This window comes from Companilactobacillus pabuli (genome assembly GCF_014058425.1).
GTDB lineage: Bacteria > Bacillota > Bacilli > Lactobacillales > Lactobacillaceae > Companilactobacillus > Companilactobacillus pabuli.
Genome location: NZ_CP049366.1, coordinates 338,255 through 359,689, shown reverse-complemented (window position 1 = coordinate 359,689; position 21,435 = coordinate 338,255). Strand labels below are relative to the sequence as shown.

Below are 21,435 nucleotides of genomic sequence, written 5' to 3'. Positions count from 1 at the left end.
GCTACAGTTCCTGACACTTCATCTTTACCACATCTATAATATAGCACCTTCCGTAACCGTTTACAACTTTGACGCTGTAGACAGTACGGATTTTTTTTGACAATAAAAAAGGACTTCCGTGAGTTGGAAGTCCCTAGTTAGATATAAGTGGTAAGATGAAATTTACTGCAGTTTCATCAACGTTAAATGAATCTTACTACCTGAAACATATCTTACTATATATGAATATGTACTACTTATGTTAGTTCAACTATAGGATCCTAGCAAACTATGTATTGAGCTTGCGCGACTACTACTAATTAGGTCGATCTTATGTTAACTTTTTTCGCTAGTTCCTAAAATGCCGTTGAACTGTACTACCTTAATTTTTATTTGTTCTAGACTAATCCTACCATCTCCTGGAAAACGATAACATTTTCTGAATCAAAATCTTTTTAGGGCTACAGTTCTTGACACTTCATCTTTACCACGTCTTTAATATAACATCTTAAGAAAGCGTTTACAATATTTTATTTTAACTTTTTATAAATACGTTCATTTTCTTTGATCTCACTCAAATAGAATTTGTCACTAATAGTTGTTGGATCAACGATTGTGTCATTTTTATATTCAATTTGATAAATTTTTTCGTACTCATCGATGCTGATTTTTTGACGATTATTTAGCATATCTACTAGAGCTTGCTTGTTGATAACTTGTTCAAAATCTGGTTGAATTTTGGCACTGAACAATTCACCAACGGCCCCTGAACCGTAGCTAAACATCAAGACGTTTTCATCAGCTTGAGCACCATTAACTAAATATGACAATAAGCCTAGATAAAGTGAACCTGTATAAAGATTACCAACATCTCGACTGAATTTAATACTATTTTGATAGTGGTCTGTCAATTCAGCATATTTCTCATCGGAAACCTTCCCTTCTAGAGTTCGCAAAGCTTTAGTTCCCATCTTTGTATAAGGGATGTGGAAAAGCATCGTAGAAAAGTCATCTGCTGTCACAGAATATTTATTTTGGAATTTAGTCCATAAAGTTTCAAAGAAATTAACGTAAATTTCATTAGAGAATTTTCCTCTAGCAAAAGCTGTCTTTGAGAATGTTGGACGCCAGAAATCACCGACATTCTTCGTCATGTAAACTGATTCGTGATTTAATTTCAAAACTCGTGGGTTTTGGCTGATCAACATAGCAACTGATCCAGCACCTTGAGTGACTTCTCCAGGTGTCTTGATACCGTAGCGGGCAATATCAGTTGCGATGACTAAAACCTTTTTATCAGGATTTAAACTGACAAAATCATAAGCAGTTTGTAATCCAGCGGTAGCTCCATAACAAGCTTGCTTGATTTCATATGCACGAATATCTTCTGGCAAATCTAACAAATCCATCAAAAAGGCGGCAGTTGACTTAGATTCATCGACACTGCTTTCAGTTCCGACAATCATCATCCCTAAATTCTTCTTATCGTCATCTGTCAAAATACTGTCAGCTGAACTAGCAGCCATTGTTACAGCGTCTTGATGAGGCAATGGAACAGCTTGTTTATCTTGACCGATTCCAATCGTAAATTTATTAGGATCAACGTCTCTTCTCTTAGCTAATTCAACAATATCAATATAATCCTTTGGTACATAAAAGCCTATTTTATCAATACCTATATCCATTATTTTTCTCTCAACTCTTTCAAAATATTTTCAGCATTCTTGATTGTATAATCTTTAGTTTGATTCAATTTTTCAGCAACTAAGTGAATTTCAGAACCGATTGCTCCAGCAGAAACTGCTAAGGACTTACTCTGTAACCCCATGTGACCAGCTTGAATACCAGTTGTAACTAAAGCTCTGATAGCTGATAAATTATTAGCCAAGCCAACCGCACCAACAACTGATTGCAATTCCTGACTATTTTCAATTTTCATAATTGCTAAACTTAATTGAGCCATTGGCAACGCTCTAATAGCACCACCAACGCTACCTAGTTCAATTGGCATCTTCAAAGTTCCAACCAATTGATTATCTTCAATGTGCCACTCGCTGAATGGCTGATACTGTCCTGATTCAAAAGCAAAACTATGAGCAGCTGCCTCTTGAGCTCGGAAATCATTTCCTGTAGCTAATAAGACTGCATCGATTCCATTCATGATACCTTTATTGTGCGTAATTGCACGTTTAATCGACTTTTGAGCAAAGTTGGATAATTGGACGATTCTATTGGCAACTTGCTCACCAGCCATGTTTTTCGTCCCTAATTGAGCAAAATCAACTCTTGCTTCAACGGTAATGACCTGACCTTGACCACTGTTGGACAAAATACTACACAAAACGTCATCATTAGTTAATTCAACAATTTTGTGAGCCGTTTTTTCTAAAATTGTGTTGACCATATTGGCACCCATTGCATCAACAGTATCAATCCCTAATTCAATTTCAGTAAACTCGTCATAGCGATTGAATTTCAACGACACAACGCCACCACCACGTTTAAGTAAACTTGGATGGGCATTTTGAGCGAAACTAAAAATTTCTGAATTGTTTTGTTCTAATTGTTCAAAATCAACATCAGTAATTTTTTCCAAAACAATCTGGCCATAAACGATACGTTTAGATGGGAAAGCTTTGAAACCACCGCTATTCTTGATTCTTTTAGCACCATTTGAAGCCGCGGCCACAACTGATGGTTCTTCAATCGTCATCGGTACTATATAGTCTTTGCCATTAACTAAGAAGTCAGTGGCAAAACCATAAGGCAAACTAAAACTGCCGATTTGGTTTTCACTCAAACTATCAGCTAAATCTTTTGAAATAGTTTGACGTTTCAGCAATGAATCAGCCTGTCGTTGATTAATATACTCATTTTCAAGCAAGTATTTAATTCTTTGTTCAAGAGTTAACTCATAGATTTTCATTAAGTTCGACACCCATAGCCATGCCCATGCCACCACCAATGCAAAGTGATGCTAAACCGGTTGTCTTATTTTCTTGTTGTAATGAGTTGATCAAAGTAGCAATCATTCTCGTTCCGGTTGCTCCAAGTGGATGACCTAAGGCAATTGCCCCTCCGTAAATATTTAATTTATCATTTGGAATCTCTAAGTCGCGACCGACAGCAACTGCTTGAGCTGCAAAAGCTTCATTAACTTCAAATAAGTCGTAATCAGCTAAGTCAGTTTGATAACGCTTGAAATACTTTTTGATTGCATAATAAGGTGCATAGCCCATATAGTTAGGGTCAATTCCAACTTCTGTGTAACCAGTGATTTGAGCTACATAGTCTAGACCTAATTCTTTAGCACGACTAGCTCTCATCAAAATCAAAGCAGCTGCACCATCATTGATTGGTGAAGAATTGCCAGCTGTAACAGTTCCCTTCTTATCGAAAACTGTTCTCAAATTGCCCATTTGTTCCAAAGTCGTAGTTGGACGAATTGATTGATCCGTAGTGATTTCTTCGCCGTTGACTTCGATTGGAATAATTTCTCGTGCTAATTTATCTTCTGCTTTATGAGCCTTTTGGTGTGATTGGAAAGCAAATTCATCTTGTTGCTCTCTAGTAATGTGGAATTTTTTAGCGACATTTTCAGCCGTCAAACCCATTGGCAAGTGACTGAAAGCATCATTCAAACCATCGTTGAACAAAGCATCTGACAATTTAGGGGAAACTTCCATCTTGCCAGTTCTTGGTGCGTAGAATGGAGCATTTGACATGCTTTCAACTCCACCACTGACGACAATATCAGCGTTACCCATTGTAATAGCTGAAATTCCTTCATAAATGGCTTTCATCCCTGAGCCACAAACTTGATTGATTGTCATGGCTGTAGCATCAACACGTCCGCCAGCATTTAATTCAATTTGTCTGGCTGTATTTTGTCCCATACCAGTCTGATAAACATTTCCAAAAATAAATTGATCAACTAATTTGGGGTCGAGATGATTCTTTTTTAACAACTTAGAAACTAGTTGTGTTCCTAATTGAACTGCTGTCAAATCAGCAAATTGACCTCTGAATTTACCGATGGCAGTTCTCTTTGCGTCTATAATTACTATTGGATCCATATTTCATGTCCCTTCAAACTTGGTAAAATATCCTTAAGCCTTAATAATAATTTAATTAAGCGAGAAAAACAAATAAAAGTGGTGGAAATTTCTTATGCGTACTATTGATTTAATCTTATTGTTAAATGATTTCAAAAAAAATAATCGAATCTTCGTGGAAACTGCGGATAAAAATTTACCCGTTGTTGACATTGAAATCATCGATGATGAAGTGATTTTAAAGACGGCTACTAATTTGCACGGCCTTAAAAATTGGGAATTCTTAGTTCTCCTCAATAAAAAGGAATACTATGAAATGCCTGTTTTCTTCAACAATAAAAACAGCCATCAACAACTCTTTGGTTTCAGAGTTGCTAATGACTGTTTATTACTCGGTTAATTATTTTGAAGATTTCTTAGTTGCAGTTTTTTCTTCGGCTTGAAGTTTCTTAGCAAGGTTAAGAATGTATGGCTTCAATTCACCTTCAACTTCGGGATGAGTGAGTCCATATTCGATATTAGTCTTAACGTAACCAAACTTGTTACCGACATCGAATCTTTCACCCTTAAATTCATGGGCGAAGACACGTTGAGTTTTATTCATACGGTCAATAGCATCTGTTAATTGAATTTCGTTACCAGCACCTGGTTTTTGAGTTGCTAGTAGATCGAAAATTTCTGGAGTTAACAAATAACGACCAATAATAGCTAAATTACTTGGAGCATCTTCAATTTTTGGCTTTTCAACGAACTTCTTAACGTTGAACAAACCGGGTTCATTTTCACCTTCAGGATCAATAACACCGTATTTTGAAACATCCTTTTCTGGGACTCTCATAACGGCAATCGTTGAAGCATGAGTCTTTTCATAGTCTTCAATTAATTGTTTTGTCAAAGGAACCTTATCCTTCATCAAATCGTCACCTAACATAACCACGAAAGGTTCATCGGCGATAAATGATCTAGCTTGAGCAACAGCATCACCTAAACCATTTGGATGAGCTTGACGACTGTAATACAAGTTAACACCAAGGTTAGTTGTATCTTGAACTACCTTCAATAATTCTGTTTTATTCTTAGATTCAAGGTTTTGTTCCAATTCTGGTACAGAATCAAAGTGATCTTCAATAGAACGCTTGTTTTTACCAGTAATAATTAAAATATCCTCAATCCCTGAAGCCTTAGCCTCTTCAACGATAAATTGAATTGTTGGCTTATCAACGATTGGTAACATTTCCTTAGCCAAAGCCTTAGTTGCTGGTAGGAATCTTGTTCCTAATCCTGCGGCTGGGATAATTGCTTTTCTGACTTTCATTAATTATTCTCCTTTTCATGCGACTGCAAATAACTAGTTAATCGACCAGTACTTTTCCTTAAATATGGACCACCGAGTGACTCGGCGAAAGCAACGTTAATTGCATTTCCAAATAAAAAGATTGTCACTGACATATTCACCCACAACAAAAACACAATAATAGCACCAATTGCACCATAGTTGTCCCAGGCTGACCCAAAGTATTTCAAATAATATGAGAACAATTGAGACAAACCTAAAAGGCCAATACTAGTAATGATGGTACCAGTTATTATGTAATAAAATTTGAGGCGAATATTAGGTAAAAAATAAAATAAAGCAAAAACGATCAAAATCATTATAACAATAGCGAACGGCCATTTCCATCGTGTAAATTCATCTAACCAACGCGAATTCACGTGTAACAACGGAATTAGCCAGTTCAAAAAAACTTGTCCAAATGTAAACGTTACGATTGCTGCCACACCAACAATTAACAACATCAAGGTCGTAAAGAAAGCTAACCCACGACGAATGATGTAATTTAGGAAGGTTTTTTCAACAAATAAACTATTTACATCCAAACCATAAGCTTCATTCATGGTCATCTGTACAATATTCAAGCCTCGGGAAATAGCCCAAAGAGCCACAACAATACCAACTGACAAGATACCTCTATTAGAATTAGACAAAACCTTTACGATTGTCGGCAATAAATAGTGATGAAGATCGTCTGGCAAAATGAATTCAATGTAGCTGATCACGGTTGGTTTATCTAATCGTAATAGTGGAATCAAATTTCCAACAATAATAACTGCTGGAAATAACGACAACAGGATATAATATGTGATTGCCTTTGAAGCCATGGGTACATTCGAGTCGCTCATTGCCTGGGTAACATATTTAACGAAACCGATAAATTTCTCTCTTTTTTTTACCGATTGTTTAAATAATGGCACCTGCTGTTTATTATCATCCATTATTTCACCAACATTATAGTAAATATTTAGCATCGTATTCTGGATCTTGTGATGTCAAAATCTTAGGACCATCTTTGGTAATAGCAATAGTATGTTCATATTGAGCAGAATCAGTACCATCGGCAGAAACAAAATATTCCCAACCATCGGCTTTGACAAATTTATCTTTGATTTCCCAAGTACCTAAATTAACCATTGGTTCGATTGTAATCGTCATACCTTCACGTAACCTTAAACCTTGACCTGGTTCTCCGTAGTGAGGAACATTAGGAGCTTCGTGCATTGTAGGTTGGATTCCATGTCCAATCAAATCTCGAACGTCTCCCATGTGGTTTTCATCTTCAACATAATGTTGAATAGCATAACCGATATCGCCTAAACGGTTACCAACGACCGCTTGGTCAATTCCTAAGTACAAAGCTTTGTGAGTTACGTCCATCAACTTTTGGTCTTCTGCTGAAATATCCCCTACAGCATAAGTCCAACATGAATCACTTTCATAGCCATTTAAATTGACAGTCATATCGACTTTTAAAACATCCCCACTTTTTAGAATCAAATTCTTGCGAGGAATTCCATGAGCAACTTCATCGTTGACACAGACGCAAGTGGCATATTTATAACCTTCAAATCCCTTTTCAGATGGACGACCACCGTGAGATTCGATATAGTCATTTGCAAAATTTTCAATTTCCATTGAGGAAATTCCTGGTTTGATAATATCGCGCAAACCAATGTGTGTGTTAGCAAGCAATTCTCCAGATTTTTGCATTCCTTCGATTTCTCTTGCAGATTTTAATGTAATCACGTTTTAACATGTCCCTTCAAAAATGTTATTTTCATTATAACATTGTCGTAGTTTTTTTAATTGGATAGCTGTCAAATTCAATATTTGCTATAATATCCCAAGATATAAATAAATGAGGCGACAATTAATTATGACAAAAGTAAAAATCGTATTTGCCAGTATCACTGGTAATGATGAAGATATCGCATATGTTTTAACAGAAAAATTTGAAGAATTAGGTTGCGAGGTCGACATGAGTGAAGTTTCTCAAACCGACGCAGCTGATTTCGAAGATAGTGATATTTGTGTGGTAGCGAGTTATACCTATGATCAAGGTATCGTCCCTGATGAAGCCTTAGACTTCTATGATGATATGCAAGATCTTGATCTATCAGGTAAAGTTTATGGTGTCTGTGGTTCTGGTGATACTTTTTACGAAGATTTCTGTCGTGCCGTTGATGAATTTGGCAAAATCTTCGAACAAGTCGGAGCCACTAGAGGTGCTCAATCAGTCAAAGTCGAATTAGACCCTGAACAAGATGACATTGATAATTTAGATCATTTTGCAGAGTCAATTTACAAAAAGGCTCAAGAAATGGACCTTTAGTCATGGAATTAATTAAAAAATATCGTAATTTTTGGGTGTATTGCTTCTTTGGCTTTCTAGCATCACTGATCAATATCGGTATCTTTGACCTATCACACAACTATTTCCACATTACCCTGTGGATAGCTAATACTATTGCTTGGTTTATTTCCAACTTCTTTTCATTTTTCGTAACTAAGTTGTATGTTTTTAAATCAGAAATCGAAAATCCTAAGAAGCTAATCAAAGAAGGCTTTTACTTCTTAGTTTCAAGAATTTTCTCGTTGATTTTTGATGATGTCTTCATGATCGTAGCAGTTTGGATTTTCCCTTGGAACAATTTGATTGTCAAAGCCGTTGACCAATTGATCGTAGGGTTATTCAATTACTTCTCTTCAAAGTTGATTTTCAATTATCAAAATCGTCATTTGATTGAACGCTTGAAAAATCTTAAAGAGAAACGAAAAAGCCGCAATGAGGCTTAAATAGTGCAATATTCCGTCCTCCATAGCAAAGAAAATTTGGCTGGAACGTAGTGGGCACGATTTTGAGCTTTTGCATAAACCAAGTGCGCAAAATCTCAAAACTCGACCTTATTCTAAGCAACAAGTTGCTAAGAATAACTTCACTACTGAGCCAATTTTCTTTGCCATTCCGGACTAGACAGTGATTCTATATCTTTATGACCAAACAAATAAGCATCAATTCAGATAAATAGTTAATCGACTATATCTGAATTGATGCTTTTTAATTTACCTGAAGTAAACAATAAATGTCGTTATTCAATCAGTAGTGGCAGCCTTGTGGATGCTCAGTACGTTCCAGCGTCCACAAAGCAGAACGGACGACGACATCTAATGGTAACTCTACTAAAGTTATTTTTTACTATTTAAATTCGTCTGGTCTTTGATCAGTTTGTTTGAAGTAATAACTAATTGAATCGAGAATTCTTTCAGATGCTTTACCATCACCATAAGGATTCTTTGCATTAGCCATACGATCATACTCGTCTTTATTAGTAATCAAGTTAGTCATTTCTTTTTCAACTACATCGGCATCAGTTCCGACCAACTTCAATGTACCGGCTTCTACACCTTCAGGACGTTCTGTCGTATCACGCAATACCAAAACAGGTTTTCCTAATGAAGGTGCCTCTTCTTGAACACCACCGGAATCAGTCATGATAAAGTAACTTCTAGATGCTAAGTTATGGAAATCGACAACGTCTAGTGGTTCGATCAAATGAATTCGATCAACGCCACCTAAAATATCTTTGGCAGTTTGTTGAACAACTGGATTCAAGTGCACTGGATAAACTAATTCAATGTCATCGTGTTTAGCAACAACTTTCTTCATTGCTTTGAAGACTTGCTTCATTGGCTCACCTTGATTTTCACGACGGTGCATAGTAATCAAAATCATCTTCTTATCAGGATCGATGACATCCAAAATATCGTGATGATAATCTTTATGAACAGTGCTTCTCAAAGCATCGATAGCTGTATTACCAGTTACAAAGATATTTTCACCATGATGATTTTCTTTCAACAAGTTAGCTTTACTTTCATTTGTTGGAGCAAAGTAAAGGTCAGTCAAATCATCAGTCATTTGACGGTTCATTTCTTCTGGCCATGGTGAGTACTTATTCCAAGTTCTCAATCCTGCTTCTACGTGTCCAATAGCTGTTTGGTGGTAAAATGCTGAAAGAGCTGCACTGAAGGTCGTCGTTGTATCACCATGAACTAAAATAATATCAGGAGTTTCTTTTTCGATAATGCTATCTAATTCCTTCAAAACTAGTCCTGTGATTCCACTTAGAGTTTGGCGTTCTTTCATAATGTTCAAGTCGTAGTCTGGTTTGATTTTAAAAATTTCCAAAACTGAGTCGAGCATTTCACGGTGTTGTGCCGTAACAACTGTTACAGTTTCAAAACGATCACTATTTTGCTTTAATTTCAAAACTAGTGGTGCCATTTTAATTGCTTCTGGTCTTGTACCAAAAACAGTCATAACTTTAATTTTCTTCAAAATTATCACCTCAATAAATTAGTTCCAGTATATCAAAGATATCTGTATTAATATAGGTAGTTAGGTTTTCTCTTATTTTCTGAAAAAAGGTCGGTTATCCCAACATGTTAAATTTACCAGTTTTAATAATTTTAAGCATTCTCACCACCCTAGTCGCATTTTTTGCTGTCATCGCAATTTACAATACACTTATTAAATCTGCAGGGAAAAAATATTGGTGGTATATTTTAATCTTTCTAATTATTCTTTACCTGATAGCCTTTTACTGTTATTTTCATTTTCGGTAAGCGTTTACTGAAATAGTTTGTTAAAAATTGTAGGAATTTTATCTCTTTTGAGTTAGAATTATTAATGTATTCAAATAATGAATGGAATTTTTGGAGGATTATCGATGGTTTTAACAAACGGTAACGAAATTTTCAACAATGCCCGTAAAGGCAAATATGCTGTTGGTGCTTTTAACATCAACGACTTGGAATGGACACGTGGTATTTTAGCTGCTGCCCAAGAAACACAAACACCTATCTTGGTTCAAACATCAATGGGTGCTGCTAAGTACATGGGTGGTTACGAATTATGTCTACACCTTGTACAAGACACAATCAAATCAATGGGTATTACAGTTCCAGTTGTAATGCACTTGGATCATGGTAACTACGAAGCTGCCAAAGAATGTATCGAAGTTGGTTACAACTCAGTTATGTTCGATGGTCATGACTTACCATTCGACGAAAACCTTGAAAAGACAAAGGAAATCGTTAAATTAGCTCACGCTAAGGGTATGTCTGTTGAAGCTGAAGTTGGTTCAATCGGTGGTACTGAAGATGGTATTACTGGTCTTGGTGAATTAGCTGATGTTGAAGAAGCTAAGACACTTGCTGCTACTGGCGTTGACTACCTAGCTGTTGGTATTGGTAACATCCATGGTGTTTACCCTGACAACTGGAAGGGTCTAAGCTTTGACCGTCTACAAGAATTAGCTGCTGAAATCTCAACACCACTTGTATTGCATGGTGGTTCAGGTATCCCTAAGGAACAAATCGTTAAGGCTATCTCAATGGGTATTTCAAAGGTTAACGTTAATACTGAATTACAATTGGCCTTTGCTAAAGCTACACGTGAATACATCGAAGACAAGAAAGACTTGGATGTTGCTGCTAAGGGTTATGACCCACGTAAGTTGCTTGCACCTGGTACAAAAGCTATTACTGATACAACTATCGAACGTATCAAATGGTTCGGTACACCATCAATCAAGTAATAAATTTTTATTAAGACGAAGATTTCGATCTTCGTCTTTTTTTATGCTTTGAAACTTTGTGAAATATCCAACAATATTTTAAAAAAGTTCTTACTATGCTTAAAACCTCTAAACTACCTATTACTTAAGTATTTTCTTCAATCAATCCATCTACATGTCATGAGCTTTTGAATTGTGAAATAAAAAGAAACTTGCTATAATGACTTTGTACCAATGAGAGAAAGCGCTAACATAGAGGAAGGAGGGGCTAAAATATATACTTTGCCAAGTCTAGAATAAGCTTTTCAAAGTTTATTTTTGCCTCCCATATAGAATAAATTGTCTATGCATAGATGCTTATTCTAGATATTCAGTTGATAAGTTGTAACTCCCAATTACAACGCCGATAGGAGAAAAAAACTCATTTCTTAAATTTGCCCAAAAATACAACGGATCATAATAATCTCCCCGATTCATTGAATACCCCATCATTCAATGACGTAAATTAATTTCTTGCTCCTATCGATCAACCTAAAAAACCAGTCAGGTACCCCACCTACTGGTTTTTTTGTTTGTCTTCATTCGACTGTGTCTGTCCTTCAACAGTAAAAGAATTCCGCCCACTATTCTTAGATTGATACAAATAACGATCAGCTCGTCTGAAAACGTCGCTGAAGGATTTATCTGTAGACCTTAAAGTGGTCACACCAAAGGATAAAGTAATGCTCAAACTCATATCCTGTGTAAAAAGTGGAACATTTTTCAAAGTCTTATTGATAGATTTAACTAACTTAACACTTTCAGCACCATTGATTCCTTCAATGATAATGAGAAATTCTTCTCCACCATAGCGAAATATTTTACCCCCATTATTATCTAGATGAAGTTCTCTCTCAACCAAATGCGATACGTACCGAAGCACTTGATCCCCTATATCGTGCCCGTAGCGATCGTTGAAACTTTTAAAGCCATCAATATCAAAAATAATGACAGTCAAAGGTTTCCATAGATCTTTACGATGCTCATCATAAACTACTTTTGAAAATTTATTTAAATTACCACGATTTCTGACACCCGTTAAGGCATCGTAATTGACTTTCTTTTTCAACCGATTAAAAGCATAAAAATAATTCTGCATTTTTATTTCAATAATCCGAGCTATAAACATATAGACTTCGAATAATATCAACATTCCAATAATGTTAGCTAAAGGCCAATGGTAGTTCAGCCATAACAAGCACCACCAACAAGTTCCAAATAAAACTTGTCCAAGGATATACTTATAATCAAAAATGTATAATTCATCCTTGTGACTATAAAGATATTCGGTAATGATTGCTAATAATACATAAGCGCCAATAAATAAAGGCCATACTATTTCCTGATGCTGTTGAGAATCAGAAACTAAGTAATACAACAAAGGCAAGGCAATATTTAACACGACTATCAATCGATTATTAAAAATAAACATAAAATAAAAAAACAACGTCAATTCTGCATTAATGAACAAGCTGCCCAATTCGATTTGACTACCTACTGTTAGACTTTCAAAAGCTTTAATAATGACAAAACTCGCTGTAAAAAGCAAAATGACTTCTGATAATCCAGAAACTAATTTATTTGCCCAATCTGAAGATAATTCAATATCTTTTTCAAAAGTAAGTGCAATATAGGTGATGATGGTTATTAGCCCGACCGTCACGATTCCGGTAACTAAGGCATTAGTGCTCAAGCAAATCCGAATGATTTCACCTAAACCCATATGATCACCCTCAAAGTATTCTATTAACTACAAAAATTCTAGCATTCGAAACGCCTTTTTTAATATACATTTCGACAAGAAAAAAAGCTATTCAAAAAAGTGAATTTATATTTTAATTTTTTTCTATAAAAATTACTAATTGTATTTTTAAATAGTGTAATATTCCGTCTTCCATAGCAAAGAAAATTTGGCTGGAACGTAGTGGGCACGATTTTGAGCTTTTGCATAAACCAAGTGCGCAAAATCTCAAAACTCGGCCTTATTCTAAGCAACAAGTTGCTAAGAATAATTTCACTACTGAGCCAATTTTCTTTGCTATTCCGGACTAGATAGTAGTTTTATTTTTTTATGACTAAACAAATAGCATCAAATCCCTAGTCCGGAAATACGCCTAACAAAAAAAAGAACCTCAAGCTAATCGAAATTAGTGAGGTTCTTTTACAGTTACTTTTTATCAATTTTATCTTCTTTATCAATTGCCATTTGTGCAACCAGATTCAAATAATTAAATGGATTATCATAATTTGGTTGGAATAACATATCGACATAAGCTAGATCATCAATTGTATTATCATTTTGAATACAAATTGAAACAGCATTAGCAGATTGGGCTACTTCGTGCTTGCTGAATAGTTGTGCACCTAAAACTTTACGCGTATCTTTGTCGTAAACTAAGTAGATTGTTAACATATCAGTCGTTGGCATATAGTTTGGACGATAGTAATCTTTATAGACTACATAATCCGCATTGATACCATTGGCGATGGCTTTTTTATAAGTTAAACCAGTTTCAGCCAAAGTATAGCCAAAGATTTCCATTGCAGTTGTAGCTTGGGTTCCCATATATTTACGAATGTTACCGAAAATATTGATTCCCGCTAAAGTACCTTGACGAACGGCACTAGATGCTAGTGGGATGTAACGGTATTCCCCAGTTGGATTGAATTTAACTACACAGGAATCTCCACCCGCATAAATATCAGGATTTGATGTTTGCATGTAATCATTAATAATGATAGCACCGTAGCCATCCATTTGAACTTGTCCACGCAACAAATCAGTGTTGGCAAAGAATCCAGTACAAACAATTACTAAATCAGCTTTATAATCATGGCCAGCTTTAGTCTTAATAGTTAATTGTTCGCCATCTTCAATTTCAGATACCCTTTCACCAAGATGAACTTTCACATCATGTTCTTTTAATTTATCAATGATTTCTTGTGACAAACCATCATCTACGTAATTATTTAAAATCTGATCACGTGATTGAATCAAAGATACCTCGTGAACTGTGTTAGCATAACTTTCAGCTAATTCAACCCCAACATATCCAGCACCAACGATCGCAATGCTTGGATAATTTAATGCTGATTCATAAATTTTCTTAGCTTGAGCATAACTCTTACACAATAGAACTCTTTGATTATCCATTCCCTTGATTGGCGGTACACCAACTTCAGAACCAGTTGTCATGATCAACTTATCATAAGTATCTTCAAAAATTTCCTGAGTTTGTAAATCTTGAACAACAATTTTTTTATTTTTTGAATCAATTTTCAAGACGTTGTGCTTCATATGAACTTCAGCACCGTAACCTTCAAGTGTGGTAGGATCCGCATAAAACATATCCTCAAGACGGTTAACGATTCTTCCTAAATACAAAGCAATCCCACAAGATAGAAAGGCAATGTTATCATCGCGTTCATAGACCGTTACCTTAGTCTCCGGATGCTTTGTTAATATTTGTTCAACTGCAGCTGTTCCAGCATGTGTACATCCGACAACAATAACTTTCATTCGTCGGTTCCTCCTCTACTGTACATTTGTATACTCATTCCATTCTTTTAAGCATAACACAATATATATGTAAATTATATCAAGCATAAAATTATTCGCTTTTTTAAAAATTGTATTTTTTTATATCAAAAATAGAACAAAAATCGAGCAGTATTTGTAATATAATTATCTTGTGTTGACTTTTTTATTTAGGGAGCTGAATAAGATGCATCAAATAAAATATACAAATGATATAAACTCTGAAATTTATCATGATAGTTTAAAAATTAGAACAACGGTCTTTGTAAAAGAACAAAATGTTCCTGAAAATATCGAAATTGATAAATTGGAAGATCATTGTACTCATTTTGTTCTGTACGATGATCAAACCCCAATGGCAACTGCTAGATTTTTCGTAACCACAGACAACGGAATTCACATTCAACGTGTAGCGGTCTTAAAAGAATATCGCCAAAAGCATCTTGGTTCAGAATTGTTAAAATATATTTTCGATTTTGCTAAAAAGCATGATTATCAGTATGTTATTCTAGGTGCACAGGATCACGCCCAAATGTTTTATACTAAACTAGGTTTTAAAGTCGTTGGCGAACAATACAAAGAAGCCGGCATCTTGCATCATGACATGAAACTAGACTTGTAGTACCATTACCATAGATTTAACATGACTTTGGGAATTAGAAGATTGTCAAAAGGAGTTTGTTATGTACAGATTTTTTATTCAGCCTCAGCTTGACAAATTTAATAACTCTTTAATAGGTTATGAGTTATTGATGAAGAAAAAGACTGAGCAAGGATGGAGACCGCCCCATAACTTTTCGGATATCCCCTCACACACGATGGCCTCAGTCTTAATTGCAACAACTAAATTATTATCACTCAAAATTGGTTCTGTCTCGGTTAATATCAATCGTAATCAATTGATGGATCCAGAAGTTCGCACAGCTATTATAGAAGCGCAAAGGATTTTACGTCCCTTACGATTAGTCGTTGAACTGACTGAGGACGCCCCTGACCAAAATTGGCCCAATTCACAATTAATTCCCTTAATAAAAGACTTCATTGATTATGGTATGGATTTTTCTCTAGATGATTGTGGGACTGGTGTTAATCAACTAGAAAACATCAAAGAATTAGTTCCATTGGCTTCCGAGATCAAATTTGCCATTCAAAATTTTGGAGAAAAATTACGAGACCCTGATATTGAAAAAAAGGTCATCTTTTGGCGTGATTTTAGTAAAGAACACAATTTGCGTTTTATTCTAGAAGGTATTGAAGACGATCACGATGATCAATTAGCCGATTCTTTGGAAATTGACTTAAGACAAGGATATTATTATGGCAAACCTCGTTTGCTTAAACTAGAACCAAACGACGATAAATTTTAAACGAAAACAAATAAGCATCTATTCAGATAATGGCAGCCGTTGATCGACTATATCTGAATAGGTGCTATTTTTTAGCTTGAATCACTTGAAATAAACAATAAATGCCGTTTTCCAGTCGGGGGTGGCAGCTTTAAGACTGTTCCCGGTTCTGGAATTGGCTTAAAGTTGCGCCCAGTACGTTCCAGCGTCCACAAAGCAGAATGGACGACGACATCTAACAGTAACCTAACTTAAGAACCAAAACTATCTTGAAGAAATTCCCTTTTTTAGTTTGTTTTAGCTTCTCTTTCTTTAGCTACTGCTTCTTGTGCAACCAAATTTAAATAATTAAACGGATTATCATAATTTGGCTGGAACAACATGTCCATGTATGCTAAATCATCAATTGTGTTTTTATTTTGGATGCAGACCGACAAAGTATTAGCCGATTGAGCCACTTCGTGTTTGCTGAAGAACTGTGCACCTAAAATCAAATGGTTATCTTTGTTGTAAACTAATCTAACTGTCAACATCTCAGTCGTTGGCATGTATTTGGGACGATAGTAATCGTGATAAATTACCGTATCAGCATTAATATTACTATGTAAAGCATGCCGTAATGTCAAACCGGTTGAAGCAATCGTATAACCGAATAATTCCATAGCAGATGTAGCTTGAGTACCCATATATTTTTTAGTATTGCCAAAGACATTGGTTCCTGCCAAAGCACCCTGACGAATAGCATTAGTAGCTAGTGGCATATAAGCATGTTTACCAGTCGGATTAAAAATTACTGTACAAGCATCCCCAGCCGCATAAATATCAGGATCAGATGTTTGCGTATATTCGTTGATAATAATGGCCCCATGGCGATCCATATCGACTTGACCTCGTAACAATTCCGTATTGGCGACGAAACCTGTGCAGACGATTACAAGATCTGCTTTATGATCATCTTTGGTAGTTTCGATTACAACATTATCATCTTCATCTCTAGTAAAACCTGTTACTCGTTCGTTCAAATAAATATTTACTTCATGTTCTTTTAGCAAGTTAATAACATTTTGTGACATATCTTTGTCCAAATAATTATTTAAAACTTGATCACGTGATTGAATCAACGAAACATCATGATCAGTATTAGCATAACTTTCCGCTAGTTCTACACCGATATAGCCACCACCAACGATGGCAATGTGCTTATACTTTTTGGCAGTTTCATAAATTGCTTCTGCCTGTGCATAACTCTTACACATTAAAATTCTTGTATCAGAAATTCCCATGATTGGTGGCACCGCAACAGTTGATCCGGTGGTCATAATCAATTTATCATAAGTGTCGTTGATAATTTGATGGGTCTTCATATCTTCGCACATGATAGTTTTATTCTTTGAATCTATTTTTAAAACATCATGCTTCATATAAACTTTAGCCCCGAGTTTTTCCAAATCTTTAGGATCTGCGTAGAACATGTCTTCAAGATGCTTTACTTTATGCCCTAAATAAAGTGCAATCCCACAAGATAGAAATGAAATATTATCGTCTCTTTCGTAAACTGTAACTTTCGTTCCAGGGTGTTCTGCCAGAATTTGTTCCACAGCAGCAGTCCCCGCATGAGTACAACCTATAACTACTACTTTCATTGCTAATCCCTCATTTTATATAAAATATATATTCAATAATCTGAATTTAAAACATAATTTTGTAATTATCTATTTATATTATAATAACTCATTTTATCCATAAATGTTTAAATATCTTTTTTACTAATTAATTTTTTGGTAAAATAATAATTTAAATTTACCTTATACATCTCATGAATTATCTCGTATAATGTAGAGTATGTGATAAAAAAAACATGCTAAATATCAAAATTAGTCATGCTTAAAAATTTTAAATTGAGGGGTAATCGTGCCAAACATTATCTTAGAACGTATTATGAATAATTATCTGAATATCAATTCAGCAATTATCACGCTTGTTACGATTGGATTAATTACAATAATCACAATTGTGGCTTACTCACTCGAACGAAGAATCAGCAATTCTTCTCCACTTTATCAAAGATTAATTGCTCATTTAACTGAGGGATTCGTCTTAGCAATTAGCATGATACTTTTGCAACAAATTTTCCACATTTTGAACAGTGGTTCAATCAATAATGGTTGGTTATATGCCAATGCACAATTGACAATCTTGTTATATTGTATGTATTTGATCAGAAATCAAATCACTTTATGGATAAATATCTTAATGCCCTTTGTCTATTACAATTCAATGAATATTGAACGTTTGGAAAATAAAGACTTACCATTTTTTATCGCATCGTATATTTTCCTAGTAGCTATAGTCATTTTCATTTATCTACAAACGGAAAAGCTTCAAAATTCAGAATGGAAATACTTATTCTTACAGACACTCTTTGGTTTATCTTGGTGGGTCTTGTTATGGGTCGACCACAGCTTTCCAATTTATGAAATTGCCAATATGTTAATTGTCTTCTTGATCTACATGTCGATTATCCGATTTTGTGCTAAAAAGGTTCAAGAAACAATGCTAACCTACAACGATTTACAAGTACAAGTCAATTATGACGAACTGACAGGAATTAGAAATCGAGCCAATTTAGATAAAACTGCTCAAGAAATTTATCAAACTTATCATAGTGAAAAAGTTCCTTTAACAGTAACGATGTTCGATATCGACCATTCTAAAGAATTTAACGATCAATATGGACACTCTACAGGCGATGAAGTACTTAAGCACGTTGCTCATACGATGGAACGTGAAATGTTTTTGACAGACACTAAAGGCCAACTATTCCGCTTTGGTGGTGAGGAATTCATTATCATCTTCCGTGGCAAAACACCTGAGCAGTGCACCCCTATTGTTAAAGATTTACGTGATTCTTTAGTCAATACACCGCTATTTTTAAAAGGACAAAAGCTAAATGTCAGTATCTCATTTGGTATTTCACAATTAAAGAATACCGACTCAAGTTTTGATGATCTATTCAATCGTGTCGACAAATATTTGTACGAATCCAAAAATTCTGGTCGTAATCGTTTGACGGTTGAAGGTCAGACAATAGACTTCGATGAGAAAAAAATAGAACCATAAATAATTAAAAGGACCCGTCAAACTGTAATTTTGAATTACATTCGACGGGTCCTTTTTTATACAAATATTTTTATTAAATCCCCACTTAAGCCAAAAAAAATAGTGAGAAATTAATCTCACCGTCGGGAAGGAATCAGTTGTTTTTAAATCTGGTAGTCCCTATTAGTCATAGTAAACCATGTGAGCTACTATCGCAAGACAATTGAACAATTTTTCTAAAATGAATAGTGATGCTTTAATGAAGGAACGACAATTTTATCTGAAATACCAATGATGACACCTTGGAAAAACATTGCCAGAATAGTCCCGATTCCTACTGACAAAATATTGCCTGTCAAAACGAAACAAATAATCATAATCACAACTGGTGGCGTATAGCTTAGCAACTGGCCCCAACCAGCTGATCCATGTAAATATTTGAAACGTAATAAGTAAGCTAACTCATCATTTGGATGTTGAATCAAATTGCATCTTTGATAAATTGAAGTTCCGATTGAAACACCAATCAATCCTAAAATATTAATCAATAGTCTGATTATAAATGGAAGCTGACTCATATTTAAAGGATTTAAAACATTAGAAAAAATTCCCACTAAATAGCTAAAAGGAAATGAGAATAATAAATTGGAAATAAAAATATGACTGTCAAATTTTCTCAACAAAATTTGATTAGCAATCGTGACGATAACGGCATAAACAAACAAGGTCGTTCCATACGGCGAATGCAAAAATGACGAAATATTGACCGCTGAAGACATCCAAACGGCACTGCCCATATTGCTGTCAATCATTACCGCGTTCGAAAAAGCATCTAAAACAATCGCAAATATCAAATATCCTAAACGAACTTTAAATTTACCCACTTAACTGTCCTTCTTCTTAAAAGAGGCAATACCAACAAATGTTAGTATTGCCTCTTTTTATTGACAAACTTTACTAGTCGAGTTTAGAGCTAGTCAAAAAAATTGTCAATTTTACTTATTTTTTGGATGATTCATTTCATCCATACTAATTAAGTGATATTTGTGTTCATGATTTGGATCGTATGCTTCAATTTGAGCCATCATACCAGTATCTTCATGTTCTAGAATGTGGCAGTGATACATGTAAACACCGAATTTAGTGAATTGAACAGCAATTCTAACTGTTTCACCGGCATTGACACCAACAGTATCCTTCCAACCATGCTCATTAGGATAAGGTTCTTTACCATTACGGCTAAGAACTAAGAATTGGCAACCATGCATGTGGAATGGGTGAATCATACCGCCATCCATATCATTGGTATTAACAACATCCCAAAGGACAGTATCGCCAACTTTTTGTTTACGATCAATTCTTTGCATATCAAAGAGTTTTCCATCCAAACGAACTTGATCGTCCATCCCTGACATAACAGTTCTTGTTACAGGAAGTCCTGGTGTAACCTTTGGTGCATCGATAGTTGTTAAGTGTTCTGGTAACTTCGTATCATCTTTGGCAAATTCACCAATCTTAAATTTCATAATTGGCATATCATCTGTCATCAAAGTAACGACATCGTCTGGCTTTTTATCACCAAAATCAACGATAACTTCAGCACGTTCAGCACAAGTCAACATCAATTTAGTGAACTTAACTGGTTCAGGCAAAGTACCACCATCAGAAGCGATTTGAGTAAACTCATGGTTATCATCAAAATGCAATCTCCATTCACGACGATCAGAGCCATTTAACATTCTTAAACGAACTCTTTGAGTTGTGACATTGAAGACGCCATTGATAGTGCCGTTAACTAAGGCATATTTACCTAAAGTACCATCAACATCGTAATCAGCTTTGTAATCTAGTTGATTATCGTGATAACTTCTATCTTGCAAAATAACTGGAATATCATCGACACCATAATTTCTTGGGAATGGAAGTTTAGCTTCTTCATCATCTGTTACAACTACTGCTGCAGCCAATCCGTTCCAAACCTGACGAGCTGTATTTGGACATGGATGTGGATGGAGCCAATCTGTTTGAGCTGGTTGATCCAAAGTAAAGTCAATATCACGACTGCCATCTGGATAAACTGGAGCGTGTGGTCCACCATCAACAACTGGTCCAGTAACATTTAAACCATGCCAGTGGAAAGTAGTAACTTCTGACAATTTATTAACGAGGTGAATGTGATAGTGTACACCTTGTTTAAAGATAATTGTTTGACCAAGCAATGAAGCGTTGTAACCCCAAGTCTTAGTCTTCTTACCAGGAAGGATCTGTGTTTCTCCCTCTTGAGCTGTAATTGTGTAGTAGACGTCATTTCCATCTACCTTATCCGGCTTGATGACTGCAGGAATGTTCAATGGTTGATCTTTTACATCAGCCTTTTCTAGTGGAATATACCCACCGTCGTGCAAGTCAAAAATTGGTTCATCAAAAAAGTAATCATTGTAAACTTTTGAATCTGACATTTATA

At 35.3% G+C, this 21,435-nt stretch carries 19 protein-coding genes; 7 read left to right on the top strand and 12 right to left on the bottom strand.

Annotation, left to right across the window (positions count from 1 at the left end; genetic code table 11):
* Positions 1-509: 509 nt before the first annotated feature.
* The 3 genes from G6534_RS01690 to G6534_RS01680 are packed head-to-tail and all read right to left on the bottom strand — an operon-like array spanning position 510 to position 4,055.
* Positions 510-1,664, bottom strand: a complete 1,155-nt coding sequence (locus tag G6534_RS01690; RefSeq protein WP_182083072.1) for a hydroxymethylglutaryl-CoA synthase — start codon at positions 1,662-1,664, stop codon at positions 510-512.
* Positions 1,664-2,905, bottom strand: coding sequence for a hydroxymethylglutaryl-CoA reductase, degradative (locus G6534_RS01685; protein WP_182083071.1), 1,242 nt, complete (start codon positions 2,903-2,905; stop codon positions 1,664-1,666). Before G6534_RS01685 ends, G6534_RS01690 begins: the two co-directional genes overlap by 1 nt.
* On the bottom strand, positions 2,892-4,055 hold the full coding sequence (locus tag G6534_RS01680) for a thiolase family protein (protein WP_059075170.1): 1,164 nt from the start codon (positions 4,053-4,055) through the stop codon (positions 2,892-2,894). The genes G6534_RS01685 and G6534_RS01680 overlap by 14 nt, the downstream gene beginning before the upstream one ends.
* Before the next feature lie 94 nt (positions 4,056-4,149).
* On the opposite strand from G6534_RS01680, the gene G6534_RS01675 reads away from it, so the two are divergent.
* Positions 4,150-4,434, top strand: a complete 285-nt coding sequence (locus G6534_RS01675) for a hypothetical protein (RefSeq protein ID WP_059075169.1) — start codon at positions 4,150-4,152, stop codon at positions 4,432-4,434.
* Here the strand turns inward: G6534_RS01675 and galU are convergent, their stop codons facing one another.
* The 3 genes from galU to map are packed head-to-tail and all read right to left on the bottom strand — an operon-like array spanning position 4,435 to position 7,116.
* On the bottom strand, positions 4,435-5,349 hold the full coding sequence (galU, locus tag G6534_RS01670) for a UTP--glucose-1-phosphate uridylyltransferase GalU (protein WP_059075168.1): 915 nt from the start codon (positions 5,347-5,349) through the stop codon (positions 4,435-4,437). It lies immediately after the preceding gene.
* The gene (locus tag G6534_RS01665; RefSeq protein WP_238788908.1) at positions 5,349-6,308 is read right to left on the bottom strand and encodes a YihY/virulence factor BrkB family protein; all 960 of its coding nucleotides are present in this window, start codon (positions 6,306-6,308) and stop codon (positions 5,349-5,351) included. The genes galU and G6534_RS01665 overlap by 1 nt, the downstream gene beginning before the upstream one ends.
* A 13-nt stretch (positions 6,309-6,321) precedes the next feature.
* Positions 6,322-7,116 (bottom strand): type I methionyl aminopeptidase, encoded by a 795-nt coding sequence (gene map, locus G6534_RS01660; protein WP_057812912.1) that lies wholly within the window; start codon positions 7,114-7,116, stop codon positions 6,322-6,324.
* Between the two features lie 130 nt (positions 7,117-7,246).
* On the opposite strand from map, the gene G6534_RS01655 reads away from it, so the two are divergent.
* Both G6534_RS01655 and G6534_RS01650 read left to right on the top strand, forming a co-directional pair.
* Positions 7,247-7,702, top strand: coding sequence for a flavodoxin (locus tag G6534_RS01655; protein WP_119318151.1), 456 nt, complete (start codon positions 7,247-7,249; stop codon positions 7,700-7,702).
* 2 nt (positions 7,703-7,704) lie between these two features.
* Positions 7,705-8,166, top strand: a complete 462-nt coding sequence (locus G6534_RS01650) for a GtrA family protein (protein ID WP_059075166.1) — start codon at positions 7,705-7,707, stop codon at positions 8,164-8,166.
* Positions 8,167-8,566: 400 nt separating this feature from the next.
* On the opposite strand, the gene wecB is transcribed toward G6534_RS01650, so the two are convergent.
* Positions 8,567-9,709, bottom strand: a complete 1,143-nt coding sequence (wecB, locus tag G6534_RS01645) for a non-hydrolyzing UDP-N-acetylglucosamine 2-epimerase (RefSeq protein WP_059075251.1) — start codon at positions 9,707-9,709, stop codon at positions 8,567-8,569.
* Positions 9,710-10,100: 391 nt separating this feature from the next.
* On the opposite strand from wecB, the gene fba reads away from it, so the two are divergent.
* Positions 10,101-10,970, top strand: coding sequence for a class II fructose-1,6-bisphosphate aldolase (gene fba, locus G6534_RS01640; RefSeq protein ID WP_059075250.1), 870 nt, complete (start codon positions 10,101-10,103; stop codon positions 10,968-10,970).
* A gap of 535 nt (positions 10,971-11,505) precedes the next feature.
* Here fba and G6534_RS01635 read toward each other — a convergent pair.
* Positions 11,506-12,711: a GGDEF domain-containing protein gene (locus G6534_RS01635; RefSeq protein ID WP_059075249.1), complete on the bottom strand. Its 1,206-nt coding sequence runs from the start codon at positions 12,709-12,711 to the stop codon at positions 11,506-11,508.
* Positions 12,712-13,155: 444 nt separating this feature from the next.
* Positions 13,156-14,508 carry an FAD-dependent oxidoreductase gene (locus G6534_RS01630; RefSeq protein WP_182083069.1) on the bottom strand — a complete coding sequence of 451 codons (1,353 nt, stop codon included), beginning with the start codon at positions 14,506-14,508 and terminating at the stop codon, positions 13,156-13,158.
* 205 nt (positions 14,509-14,713) lie between these two features.
* On the opposite strand from G6534_RS01630, the gene G6534_RS01625 reads away from it, so the two are divergent.
* Together G6534_RS01625 and G6534_RS01620 are read left to right on the top strand one after the other, a co-directional pair.
* A complete protein-coding gene (locus G6534_RS01625; RefSeq protein ID WP_059074138.1) occupies positions 14,714-15,148 on the top strand; it encodes a GNAT family N-acetyltransferase in 435 nt (144 codons plus the stop codon).
* A gap of 61 nt (positions 15,149-15,209) precedes the next feature.
* Positions 15,210-15,893, top strand: coding sequence for an EAL domain-containing protein (locus tag G6534_RS01620; protein ID WP_059074137.1), 684 nt, complete (start codon positions 15,210-15,212; stop codon positions 15,891-15,893).
* A gap of 266 nt (positions 15,894-16,159) precedes the next feature.
* Here the strand turns inward: G6534_RS01620 and G6534_RS01615 are convergent, their stop codons facing one another.
* A complete protein-coding gene (locus G6534_RS01615; RefSeq protein WP_059074136.1) occupies positions 16,160-17,515 on the bottom strand; it encodes an FAD-dependent oxidoreductase in 1,356 nt (451 codons plus the stop codon).
* 268 nt (positions 17,516-17,783) lie between these two features.
* On the opposite strand from G6534_RS01615, the gene G6534_RS01610 reads away from it, so the two are divergent.
* Positions 17,784-18,992, top strand: a complete 1,209-nt coding sequence (locus G6534_RS01610; RefSeq protein WP_059074135.1) for a GGDEF domain-containing protein — start codon at positions 17,784-17,786, stop codon at positions 18,990-18,992.
* Between the two features lie 215 nt (positions 18,993-19,207).
* Here G6534_RS01610 and G6534_RS01605 read toward each other — a convergent pair whose 3' ends face one another.
* A complete protein-coding gene (locus G6534_RS01605; protein WP_059074134.1) occupies positions 19,208-19,855 on the bottom strand; it encodes a DUF6198 family protein in 648 nt (215 codons plus the stop codon).
* Positions 19,856-19,966: 111 nt separating this feature from the next.
* Entirely contained in the window at positions 19,967-21,430 is a 1,464-nt protein-coding gene (locus G6534_RS01600; protein ID WP_182083068.1) for a multicopper oxidase family protein, read from the bottom strand.
* Positions 21,431-21,435 lie beyond the last annotated feature (5 nt).